The 11653-nt window shown below is 67.6% G+C and carries 10 protein-coding genes; 9 read left to right on the forward strand and 1 reads right to left on the reverse strand.

Annotated elements, in window-relative coordinates; genetic code table 11:
- Positions 1 to 5: 5 nt before the first annotated feature.
- From CCZ28_RS03865 to argE, 7 genes are read left to right on the forward strand one after another with little or no spacing between them, the layout of a single operon-like run.
- Positions 6 to 962, forward strand: coding sequence for an ABC transporter permease (locus CCZ28_RS03865; protein WP_140216058.1), 957 nt, complete (start codon positions 6 to 8; stop codon positions 960 to 962).
- On the forward strand, positions 959 to 1858 hold the full coding sequence (locus CCZ28_RS03870; protein WP_140216060.1) for an ABC transporter permease: 900 nt from the start codon (positions 959 to 961) through the stop codon (positions 1856 to 1858). The genes CCZ28_RS03865 and CCZ28_RS03870 overlap by 4 nt, the downstream gene beginning before the upstream one ends.
- A 1-nt stretch (position 1859) precedes the next feature.
- Positions 1860 to 3704 (forward strand): ABC transporter ATP-binding protein, encoded by a 1845-nt coding sequence (locus tag CCZ28_RS03875; RefSeq protein WP_140216062.1) that lies wholly within the window; start codon positions 1860 to 1862, stop codon positions 3702 to 3704.
- Positions 3701 to 4006, forward strand: coding sequence for a (2Fe-2S)-binding protein (locus CCZ28_RS03880; RefSeq protein ID WP_140216064.1), 306 nt, complete (start codon positions 3701 to 3703; stop codon positions 4004 to 4006). The genes CCZ28_RS03875 and CCZ28_RS03880 overlap by 4 nt, the downstream gene beginning before the upstream one ends.
- Positions 3991 to 5406, forward strand: coding sequence for an NAD(P)/FAD-dependent oxidoreductase (locus CCZ28_RS03885; RefSeq protein WP_140216065.1), 1416 nt, complete (start codon positions 3991 to 3993; stop codon positions 5404 to 5406). The genes CCZ28_RS03880 and CCZ28_RS03885 overlap by 16 nt, the downstream gene beginning before the upstream one ends.
- A 5-nt stretch (positions 5407 to 5411) precedes the next feature.
- Positions 5412 to 6563, forward strand: a complete 1152-nt coding sequence (locus CCZ28_RS03890; protein WP_205894664.1) for an NAD(P)/FAD-dependent oxidoreductase — start codon at positions 5412 to 5414, stop codon at positions 6561 to 6563.
- Positions 6560 to 7711 carry an acetylornithine deacetylase gene (gene argE / locus CCZ28_RS03895; protein ID WP_140216069.1) on the forward strand — a complete coding sequence of 384 codons (1152 nt, stop codon included), beginning with the start codon at positions 6560 to 6562 and terminating at the stop codon, positions 7709 to 7711. The genes CCZ28_RS03890 and argE overlap by 4 nt, the downstream gene beginning before the upstream one ends.
- 17 nt (positions 7712 to 7728) lie before the next feature.
- Here the strand turns inward: argE and CCZ28_RS03900 are convergent, their stop codons facing one another.
- Positions 7729 to 8655 (reverse strand): 2-hydroxyacid dehydrogenase, encoded by a 927-nt coding sequence (locus tag CCZ28_RS03900; RefSeq protein WP_140216071.1) that lies wholly within the window; start codon positions 8653 to 8655, stop codon positions 7729 to 7731.
- 231 nt (positions 8656 to 8886) lie between these two features.
- On the opposite strand from CCZ28_RS03900, the gene CCZ28_RS03905 reads away from it, so the two are divergent.
- Entirely contained in the window at positions 8887 to 9600 is a 714-nt protein-coding gene (locus CCZ28_RS03905) for a cupin domain-containing protein (RefSeq protein WP_140216073.1), read from the forward strand.
- A gap of 343 nt (positions 9601 to 9943) precedes the next feature.
- A complete protein-coding gene (locus CCZ28_RS03910) occupies positions 9944 to 11650 on the forward strand; it encodes a ShlB/FhaC/HecB family hemolysin secretion/activation protein (protein ID WP_140216075.1) in 1707 nt (568 codons plus the stop codon).
- Positions 11651 to 11653 lie beyond the last annotated feature (3 nt).

Below are 11653 nucleotides of genomic sequence, written 5' to 3' on the forward strand. Positions count from 1 at the left end.
TGGCTGTGGATCGTTCCGTCTTTTCCCTCATCATCAGGCGCGTCGGCGGCGGGGTGCTGACCCTGTTCATCGTCTCGCTGCTGGTGTTCTTCGTCTCCGCGCTGTTGCCGGGCGATGCCGCCCAGCAGGCCCTGGGCCAATTCGCGCTGCCCGAGCAGGTCGCGGCGTTGCGCGCCCAGATGGGGCTCGACCAGCCGGCGTTGCTGCGCTACTTCCACTGGCTGACCGGTCTACTGCACGGCGATCTCGGCCAGTCCCTGGCCAGCCAGGCGCCCATCACCAGCCTGATCGGCGACCGCCTGCTCGGCTCGCTGATGCTGGCCGGGGTGACCGCCCTGGTCTCGGTGCCGCTGGCGCTGGTGCTCGGCATCGCCTCGGCGATGAACGCGGGCGGGCGACTGGACCGGGGGCTCAACCTCTTCACCCTGGGCATCGTCGCGGTGCCGGAATTCCTCGTGGCGACCCTGGCGGTGCTGGTCTTCGCCGTGCATCTGCACTGGACCTCGGCGCTGACCTTCGCCCATGACATTTCCGGCCCCCTGGATTTCCTGCGCGCCTATGCGCTGCCGGTGGGCACCCTGTGCTGCGTGATCGTGGCGCAGATGGCGCGGATGACCCGTGCGGCCCTGGTGGAGCAACTGCAGAGCCCCTATGTGGAGATGGCGCGCCTGAAGGGCATCGGCCCGGTACGTGCCGTGTTGCGCCATGCCTTGCCCAATGCCGTGGGGCCCATCGCCAACGCCGTGGCCCTGAGTCTTTCCTACCTGATGGGTGGGGTGGTCATCGTCGAGACCATCTTCAACTATCCCGGTATCGCCCAACTGATGGTGGACGGCGTCGCCAGTCGTGACCTGCCGCTGATCCAGGCCTGCGCCATGCTGTTCTGCTGCGCCTATCTGGTGCTCATGACCCTGGCGGACCTCTGCGCCATCCTGTCCAACCCGAGGCTGAGAACGCTATGACCCGACCCGTGACGCCCGTGCGCAGCGCCGCCGTCCTGCCGGTGGACGGCAAGACGCTCGACGCCCAGCTGTCCCCGCCCCGTACCCGTCGCCCGGCACGCTGGTCCCTGACCGGACTCATCGGCGGCTTCCTGGTGGCCTTCTGGCTGTTCATCGCCGTATTCGGCGTGTGGCTCGCGCCCTATGATCCGGGCGCGCTGGGCGGCTCCGTGCTGGCCAGCTACAGCGCGGCCCATCCCCTGGGGACCGACTACATGGGCCGCGACGTGCTCAGCCGCATCCTCGACGGTGCTCGCTTCACCGTGGGCCTGGCGCTGATCGCCGCGGTGCTGTCCTGCGCCCTGGGCACCGGCCTGGGCCTGCTCGCAGCGCTCTCGGGGCGCTGGGTGGACGAGCCGCTGTCGCGGCTGATCGATGCGCTGATCTCCCTGCCAAGCAAGATGCTGGCGCTGGTGATGGTCTCGGCCTTCGGCTCCTCGGTGCCGCTGCTGATCGTCATGGCGGTGGTGGGCTACGCCCCGGGCTGCTATCGCATCGCCCGCAGCCTGGCGATGAACCTTACCGAACTGGAATACGTCCAGGTCGCCCGCACCCGTGGCGAGGGCCGGCTGTACATCGCCCTGGTGGAGATGCTGCCCAACATGCGCCTGCCGCTGCTTACCGACCTGGGCCTGAGATTCGTCTACATCGTGCTGCTGCTCAGCGGCATGAGTTTCCTCGGCCTTGGCGTGCAACCGCCCAATGCCGACCTGGGTTCGCTGGTGCGGGAAAACATCGGCGGCCTGGCCGATGGCGCCCCGGCGGTGCTGATGCCGGCCCTGGCCATCGGTACCCTGACCGTGGGCGTCAACCTGCTCATCGACCGGTTCGGCGCGCGGCGCCGGGGAGGGCGTTGAGATGACGACGCTGGTAGAGGTCAAGGACCTGCGCGTGGTCGCCCAGTCCGAGGATGGCAGTGAAACCCTCATCGTCAAGGAGGTCGGCTTCAGCCTGGCCAAGGGCGAGGTGCTGGCGCTGATCGGCGAGTCCGGCTCGGGCAAGACCACCATAGCGCTGTCGTTGCTCGGCTACGCCCGCGCCGGTTGCCGGCTCGCCGGCGGCTCGATCCGGGTGGGCGACACCCAGGTACTGGAGCTGGATGCGGCGGGCCTGCGGCAGTTGCGTGGCCGTACCGTGGCCTATATCGCCCAGAGCGCGGCAGCGGCCTTCAATCCGTCTCGCCGGTTGCTGGAGCAGATTATCGAGAGCGCCCTGATCCACGGCGTACTGACACGGCGCGACGCCGAGGCCCGCGCCCTGGAACTGTTCCGCGAACTGGCGCTGCCGGACCCCGAGCATATCGGCGAGCGTTATCCGCACCAGGTGTCCGGCGGCCAGCTGCAGCGGCTGATGGCGGCCATGGCGCTGATCACCGATCCGACCCTGGTGATCCTCGACGAACCCACCACGGCGCTGGACGTGACAACCCAGATCGAGGTGCTGCGCGTCTTCAAGCAGGTGGTGCGCGAACGTGGCGTGACCGCCATCTATGTTTCCCATGATCTGGCGGTGGTGGCCCAGATGGCCGACCGTATCCTGGTGCTCAATGGCGGTGAGGTCTACGAGAACCGTCGTACCGAGCGCCTGCTGGCCAGTGCCCGGCATCCCTATACCCGCAGCCTGCTGGCCGCGGCTCAGCCGGAGCCCCTGGCCGAGCGCGGGTTGCCCGCGGTGGAAACCCGGGCGCCCGTGCTGGAGGTAAAGGATCTGGTCGCCGGCTACGGCCCGCTGAATGCCGAGGGACTGCCGCGCTATCGGGTGCTGGAAAACATCAACCTGAGCATCGCACCGGGGCAGGCCCTGGGGGTGATCGGCGAATCCGGCTCCGGCAAGTCGACCCTGGCGCGGGTGATCGCCGGCCTGCTGCCGCCCGCGCGGGGCAGCGTGCACCTGGGTGGTGAGCCCTTGCCGCCGGGCCTGGATGGCCGCACCCGCGAGCAGTTCCGCCGCGTGCAGCTGGTCTACCAGAACGCCGACACGGCGCTGAATCCGGCCCATAGCGTGGAGCGCATCCTGATGCGCCCGCTGGAGACCTACCATGCCTTCGACAAGGCCACCCGTCAGCGCAAGGTGCGCGAATTGCTTGACCGGGTGCAGTTGCCGGCCAGCCTCGCCAACCGGCGTCCAGGGGAGCTGTCCGGTGGCCAGAAGCAGCGGGTCAATCTGGCCCGGGCCCTGGCGGCCGAACCCGAGCTGATCCTCTGCGACGAGGTCACCTCGGCGCTGGATACCGTGGTCGGCGCCGCCATCCTCGACCTGCTGGTGGAGCTGCGGCGCGAGCTGGGGCTGGCCTATCTGTTCATCAGCCACGACATCTCCACGGTGCGCAGCCTGTGCGACGAGGTGCTGGTGCTCTATTCCGGTCAGCCGGTGGAGCTGGGCACCCCGGCCACGTTGCAGCATCCACCGCTGCATCCCTACACCGAATTGCTCACCGCCTCGGTGCCCGCGCTGCGCCAGGGCTGGCTGGAGGAGCAGCCGGTCCGTACGGTGGCGCCCCTGGCGCCCAAGATCCAGGCGACCGGTGCGCTCTGTAGCTTCCTGCGCCGTTGTCCGGTGCGTGTCGAGGGCCGCTGTGATCGTGAGGCGCCGCCGCAACAGCGGCTGCCGGGCGGCAACCTTATCCTTTGTCACCATGACGGCGAGACCTTGCAGCACCTGCAAGGCGGCGCCGTGCTGCACACCCAAGGAGTTCGCGCATGACTTCCCGCTTCCAGCGACTCGCCGAAACCGGTCGCCCGCAGGTCAGCCTCACGGTCGACGGCCTGCCGGTCACGGCGCTGGCGGGTGACACCCTGATGGTCGCCTTGCTCGCCAACGGCCCGGCGTTGCGGCGCTCCGAATTCGGCGAAGAGCGCCGTGCCGGCTTCTGCCTGATGGGGGCCTGCCAGGATTGCTGGGTGTGGACCGCCGAGGGCGAGCGCCTGCGCGCCTGTGGTACCGAGGTCCGCGACGGGCTGCAGATCCTCACCAAGCAACCGGAGGCGGTATGGAATCTGGCCTAGCATCCTCTGACTCGAAGACGCCGCGGGTGGTCATCGTCGGGGCCGGCCCGGCCGGCGTACGCTGCGCCGAAACCCTGCTGGCCGCGGGTATCGCCCCGGTGGTGGTTGATGAGAATCGCCGCGACGGTGGTCAGATCTATCGCCGCCAGCCCGAGGGATTCCAGCGCTCCTATGCCACCCTCTACGGCAGCGAGGCGGCCAAGGCCGAAGACCTGCACCGCACCTTCGACGGGCTGCGTGGGCGGCTGGACTATCGCCCGGAGACGATGGCCTGGCACCTGCACGAGCGCACGCTCTACACCGTGCAGGGCAATCGCCAGCGCACCCTGGACTTCGACGCCCTGGTGCTCTGCACCGGCGCCAGCGACCGGCTACTGCCGGTGCCGGGCTGGAACCTGGCGGGCACCTATACCCTCGGCGGCGCCCAGATCGCCCTCAAGGCCCAGGCGGTGTCCATCGGCCGGCGGGTGATCTTCCTGGGTAGCGGTCCCTTGCTTTACCTGGTCGCCAGCCAGTACCAGCAGGCTGGTGCCACCGTCGCAGCGGTGCTCGATACTGCGCCGCTGCGGCTGCGCGCCCTGGCGGCGCCCAAGCTGCTGGCGCGGCCGGGTGTCGCCTGGAAGGGCGTGCAACTCATGGCTTCGCTCCAGCGCGCCGGGGTGCCGTTGCACTTTGGCGTCACCCCGCTGGAAATCCTCGGCGATGCCGAGCAGGGCGTACGGGGCGTGGCCTTCGCCGATGCCCGCGGCCTGCGCCAGGAGGTGGTCGGCGATGCCGTGGGCCTGGGCTATCACCTGAGACCGGAAACACAGCTGGCCGATCTCGCCCGCTGCGCCTTCGAATTCGAGCGGGCGACCGGGCAATGGGTACTGCAACTGGATGCCGAAGGGCGGACGTCCACGCCGGGCGTCTATGCCGCTGGCGATGGTGCCCGGGTACGCGGCGCCGATGCCGCCGAACTCGCCGGGCAGCTGGCCGCCTGTGCAGTGTTGACGGATCTCGGACGCACGCCACCAAACGGCCTCGCCGAGCGCTGCCGCGAGGGCCTGGAGGTGCAGGAGCGCTTCCGCCTCGGCCTGGCCGAGGCCTTTCCCTGGCCGGCCAAGCAGATGGCCAGCCTGCCGGATACGGCGGTGGTCTGTCGCTGCGAGGGCATCACCGCCGGTGAACTGCGCGCCGTGGTACGCGAGAAGGGCGCCCGCGAGGCCAATAGGGCCAAGGCCTTCAGCCGCGTTGGCATGGGCCGTTGCCAGGGTCGCTACTGCGCCCAGGCCGGTGCTGAGATCATCGCCGCCGAATCCGGGGTGCCGGTGGAGATCGTCGGCCGCCTGCGCGGCCAGGCACCGGTACGGCCCCTGCCGCTGGGCATCGTCGCCTGCGAAGAAGAGGTTTCGTCATGAGTCAGATCGCCGCCAACCGCGCGGACGTCATCGTCGTCGGCGCCGGCATCATGGGCAGCGCCAGCGCCTTCTTCCTGCGTCGCCGGGGGCTGTCGGTGCTCCTGCTGGAGCGCGACCAGGTCGGGCGTTTCGCCAGTGGCACCAACTTCGGCAACGTGCGCCGGCAGGGTCGCTACCTGACCCAGGTGGCCCTGTCCAACCGCTCCCGTGGCATCTGGGGTCGCTTGCCGGAATTGATCGGCGATGACCTGGAGTTCATCCCCGGTGGCCACCTGCGGGTGGTCTACGATCCCAGCCGCATCGCCATGCTGCACGACTACGCCCGGGCGCCGGAGACCGCTGCCCTGGAGCTGCAGGTGCTCGAAGGCGCGGCCCTGCACGAGAAGTTTCCCTACCTGGGCCCCGAGGTGGTGGCCGGCTCCTATGCGCCCCACGACGGCCATGCCAATCCGCGCCTCGCCGCGCCGGCCTTCGCGCGCGCCGGGGTACGCGAGGGCGTCAATCTGCAGGAGGGCGTGGAGATCACCCAGGTGTCCAAGTCGGGCGCCGACTTTCTGGTGCAGGCCGCCGATGGCCGCCGTTTCCAGGCACCGCGCCTGCTGATCACCGCCGGCGCCTGGGGCAGCCGGCTGTCCAGCCAGTTCGGCGAGCCGGTGCCCATCGAGACCCATGGACCGCAGATGGGCGTCACCGAGCCCTTGCCTTATGTCTTCAAGGAGGCGGTGGGCGTGTCTTCGCCGCTGGTGGCGGAGACCATCTATTTCCGCCAGATCCCGCGCGGCAACGTCATCTTCGGCGGCTGCTTCCGTACCCGCCCGGACCTGGACACCCGCCTGGCTCGCGCCGAACCCCATGGCCTGCTCAACCAGCTCACCCAGTTGCGCCGCCTGGCGCCGGCCCTTGGCCGGGTCAACGTGATCCGCACCTGGAGCGGAGTGGAGGGCTATATCGCCGACGACCTGCCAATCATGGGCCCGAGCAGCCAGGTGGACGGTCTCTACTATGCCTTCGGCTTCTGCGGCGCCGGCTTCCAGCTTGGCCCAGGGGTGGGCGACACCATGGCCGAACTGATCGCCACCGGCCGTACCGACACGCCCCTGGCGGCCTTCGACGTGGCCCGTTTTGCCCAAGCCCGCACCGAGAGTCTCGCCGGATGACTAGCCAGGAACTACTGCGTACCCTGATCGGTTTCCCCACGGTCTCCGCCGACTCCAACCTGGCGCTGATCCATCACGTGCAGGGCCTGCTGGAAGCAGCCGGCATCGCCTGTCGCCTGGTGCTCGACGAGAGCGGGCGCAAGGCCAATCTTTTCGCCAGCGTCGGCCCGGCCGACGTTCCCGGCGTGCTGCTCTCCGGCCATACCGACGTGGTACCCGTGGAAGGTCAGGCCTGGACCCTGCCACCCTTCGAAGGCACCCTGAAGGACGGCCGGATCTATGGTCGCGGCGCCTGCGACATGAAGGGCTTCGTCGCCTGCGCGGTAGTGGCCCTGCTGGCTGCCGCTCGCGGTGAACCTTTGAAACGACCGCTGCAACTGGCGCTGTCCCACGACGAGGAGATCGGCTGCGTCGGGGTCCGGCGCCTGCTGGATGTGCTGGAATTGGCGCCCGTGCGACCCTTCCTCTGTATCGTCGGCGAACCCACGGAATTACAGGTTGCCCTCGGCCACAAGGGCAAGGCGGCGCTGCGCGCCCACTGTCATGGCCAGGAGGGGCACTCGTCGAAAGCCCCCCTGCATGTGAATGCCATCCACCTGGCCAGCGATCTGGTCGGCGCACTGCGCGCCAGCCAGCGGCGCCTGGCGGAAGAGGGCGCGCGCGATGCGGCTTACGACATTCCCTACACCACCCTGCATGTCGGGCGTATCGACGGCGGCAAGGCGCTGAACATCGTGCCCAATCTCTGCACCCTGGATTTCGAGATCCGCCATCTGCCGGCCGACGATCCCGCTGCCCTGGTGGCCGCGCTGCAAGACACGGCGGATGGCCTGGTCCGCGAGGCCCGCCAACTGTCACCCAAGGCGGCCATCGAAATCGAGACCGTCAACGCCTATCCCGGCCTGGACACCCACCCCAGCGTCGAGGCCGTGCGTTTCCTGCAGACCCTGGTCGAACCCGGAACCGCGCAACTCAAGGTGGCCTTCGGTACCGAAGGCGGGCTCTTCGCCAGTCGGCTGGATACCCCCGTGGTGGTCTGCGGCCCCGGCAGCATCGACCAGGCGCACAAGCCGGACGAGTATGTCGAGCTGAGCCAGTTGGATGCCTGTGATGCCTTGCTGGGGCGGTTGCGGGTGGCTTTGAGTTAAGCCACCCCGACCGCTACCTAATAACCCCGCTGCCGATCCACCAACCCCCGCAGCGGCTCACCACGCTGATGGCGACGAATGTTCTCCAGCAGCACCGTGAAAGCCGTTTCCGGCACCGTCATGGCGCCTACGTGGGGCGTCAGCCAGATCCTCGGGTGCTGCCAGAAGGGATGGTCGGCAGCCGGCGGTTCCGTTTCCAACACATCCAGCACCGCCTGGCTCAGCTGGCCATTGTCCAAAGCAGCCAGTAGATCCGCTTCCACCAACTGGGCGCCGCGGCCCAGGTTGATCAGGCTGGCGCCACGGGGCAGGGCGGCGAACAGGCGGGCATCGAGGAGGCCACGGGTCTCCTGGGTCAGGGGCAGCAGGCAGATAAGGATCTCACAGTCGGCCAGGAACGCCGGCAACTGCTCGGCGCCGGCATGGCAGCGTATGCCGGGTAGCTCATGGGGCGAGCGCGACCAGCCCGATAGGGCGAAGCCGAAGCTCGCCAGCCGCTCCAGCACCGCCTGGCCGATCTGACCGAGGCCAAGCACCCCGACACGTCTGTTCTCCGCTGTCACCAGGGCATGTTCCTGCCAGCGCCCCGCACCCTGCTGGTCTAGGTAGAGTGGCAACTGGCGATGCAGCGCCAGGACCATGAGCGTCGCGTACTCCACCATGCCAGCGACGATGCCGGGATCGAGCATCCGTACCACTGGCAGCTCCGGTGGCAGCCGGCTCAGGTCGAACTGGTCGATGCCGGCGGAGGTGGCGAATAGCACTTCGAGATTGGGCAAGCGACTGGCCAGGTCTTCCGGTGGTTGCCAGCAGGCCAGGTAGCGGATCTCTTCGGCGTTACCCACCTCCGGCCAGTGGCGAAATTCGATATCGGGCGCGCGTTCCTGGAACAGGCGTCGCCACGCCTGGCCCCGCACGGGATCGGCCTTGTATAGCAGCGTCATGGTGAGGTCTCCGGCAAAGCCCAAGCATGGCGCACCGGGGCGATAGTTTGTCCCGAAATTCCGGGGGCTGCCGCCATGATCGGTGGTCCAGTGAAAACTGCGCCGCACCTTCGAAAAACGGCAGCTTCTGTGCTGCCTACCGCCCGAAACGCCATAACCCGGGTGCCTCGGCGGTCGATACTTGCCCTGTCCGCGGCACGCCTGCCGCACCTCTGATCGCGAGGAACCGCCATGCCCCTGCTGCACTACTGCCAGCCGTCCAGTGACCGCCAACTACCCCGGGCCCTCTATGCCCTGCATGACGATCCCCTGGCCGCCGGGCGCGAGTTGCATCTGCACGATGCGAGGCTGGGCTATGTCATGGGCAGTGCCGTCAGCCATTCCGCCGACTGCCAGATGGAGGACTATCCCTGGGTGGAAGTGAGCGTCATCGAAGCCGGCGAATTGCAGCTCGAATGGACCGGTGGTGCCTTGCAGCTCAAGGCCGGCGATGCCTTCGTCCTGCCGCGCGGGGTGCAGTGCCGCTGGCGGCACCAGGGCGAGCTGCGCCGCCTGTTCATGGCCTTTCCCGGCCGCGCCAGCGAAGGCCCCATGCCCTCGGCACCGCTGCTGCTCGATCCTGAGGCCCCGCGTGAGCCTTCACCGCCGCCGGCGGCCAGCGTGCTGCTGAGCCCCGAGCCCAGCGCCACGGGTTGCGATCTGTTCGAAAGCGGCGGCGGTGCCCTGCGGGTGGGGATGTGGGAATGCACGGGCTACGCGCGCAAGGCCGTGAGCAATCCCCACTGCGAATTGATGCTGCTCTATGCGGGGGCGGTGACTCTGGCCGTCGACGGGGACGCGCCCTGTCACGTCAGGGCGGGCGAGGCGGTGCTGGTGCCGGCGGAAACCCCCATGGCCTGGGACAGCCGCGAGACGGTGCGCAAGCTCTACTGCATTCTGCACTAACGGTGGAAATCACGTTAAGCGATAGGTGGCGTCTATCGGCTACGATTCTAGGGCATCCGCAACGCCGAGCTGAGCGTACGAGAGTTTTCGCCTTTTTTTTGACGAAAGCCGTGGGTTTGCCGAATTTTGGACAGGCGAAGTGCTGCGCCAGAGCACTTTGGTATAGATAGGCCGACACTTAAGATAGCAGTCCCGCTACTGCCGTTTACCGGTAAAGTCCCCCCATTTATCGGTTGATATCACAATGCCACTACACCTTTGTGATTAATTTATCAAATCGAGCCTGGGTTGCCAGGGCTAGGGTGGTGCCACACGGAAGTCAGTACTTTCCAGGGATAGAGCCATGTTCGTTCTCCTTCGCCAAGGTGTTGCCTTGGCTTGTCTTTTTTTGCTGTCGAACGCCTATGCCCAGGTGGTCCCCACCAATCCCGGAGATACCGACCTGATCCGCAATCGGCAGGAGCGTCTGCTCCAAGAGCAGCAAAAGCGCCTGCAGGATCTTCAGGAGCTGCCAGGGCCGGCCGCCCAACCGGCGCCACCGCCACCCAGCGAAGCAGGGCGCTGCTTCACCATCCAGCACATTGAGCTCAAGGGCGCCGAGCATCTCTCCGCTCAGGACCAGGCGACCCTGACACAGCCCTACGTCGGCCAATGCCTGGGTGTGAACCAGCTCAACGCCCTGCTCAAGACCATCACCGATCACTACATAGGGCATGGCTACGTCACCAGTCGGGCCTATCTGCCACAGCAGGATCTCGCCAAGGGCACCCTTACCATCCTGGTGGTGGAGGGCAAGCTGGAAAGCCTCAAGCCCGCGGCGGGCAGTGGCTTGACGCCCCGCGAGCTGATGCAGACCTTTCCCGGCGCGCCGGGCGAGTTGCTCAACCTGCGCGAGCTGGAGCAGATGGTCGACCAGCTCAATCGCTTGCCTTCCAACCAGGTGCAGATGGACCTGGTACCGGGCAAGGCGGTCGGTGGCAGCGATGTCGCGGTCAAGAACACCCCGAGCAAGCCCTGGCGCACCTCCCTGTCGCGCAACAACAACGGCCAGCGCAGCACCGGCGAGCAGCAGTGGGGTCTGGGCCTGGAATGGGACGACCCGCTGGGCCTGGCCGATCAGCTGGTGCTGCGGGGCGGTCACGATGGGGTGAGCGATAGTAACCAGCTGTCACGCAACGGCTACCTTGGCTACAGCCTGCCGTGGGGCTGGTGGACCTTCAACTACAGCTACAGCCGCAACGACTACCGCTCCCAGGCCAAGGCCAACGGCTTCGCCTTCCAGCAGAGCGGCGACAGCCAGAACCAGCAATTCAAGGCTGAGCGGGTGGTGCATCGCGACGCGGTGAGCAAGACAGCGCTCAACTCGGGGCTGTCGCTGCTGAGCACCAATAACTACATCGAGGACAGTCGCCTCGGGCTGAGCAGCAATCGCATCAGCGAGCTGCAACTGGGCTTCAACCACGGTCGCCGCTTCGGCAGCGCCTTCGTCAACCTGGATCTGGGCTGGCAGCGCGGCGTCGGGATCTTCGGCGCCCAGAGCGATCCCACCTCCGGCCCCGGCCAGCCCACCGCCCGCTACCGCAAGTACACGGGCACCCTGAGCTATCTGCAGAACTTCCAGCTGCTCGGCGAGAACCTCAGCTTCAGCAGCCTGGCGACCGGCCAATACAGCGACGACGTGCTCTACAGCCCGCAACGGATGAGCCTGGGCGGCCTGGCCTCGATACGGGGCTTCAAGGATCAGTCGCTGTCGGGCGACACCGGCGGCTACTGGCGCAACGACCTGCGCTGGACGCGGGCGGTGACCTGGGGCTGGTTGCAACCGCTGTTCAGCCAGTACGGCATCGGCCTGGGCTATGACCAGGGCGTCATTCATCACGGTCGCTACAACCCCGAGATGCATGGCCGGCTGTCCAGCGATTCCTTGGAACTGTTCGCCCGCGGTCGCTACCTGTCCGCCAGCCTGACCTTCGCCCAGTCGCTTGAGCGCCCCGCGGCGCTGCCCGAGCGCGAGCACCCGCTCTATTTCAGCGTCGACCTGTTTCTGTAAATC

This window comes from Pseudomonas oryzihabitans, assembly GCF_006384975.1.
Classification (GTDB): Bacteria; Pseudomonadota; Gammaproteobacteria; order Pseudomonadales; family Pseudomonadaceae; genus Chryseomonas; species Chryseomonas psychrotolerans_B.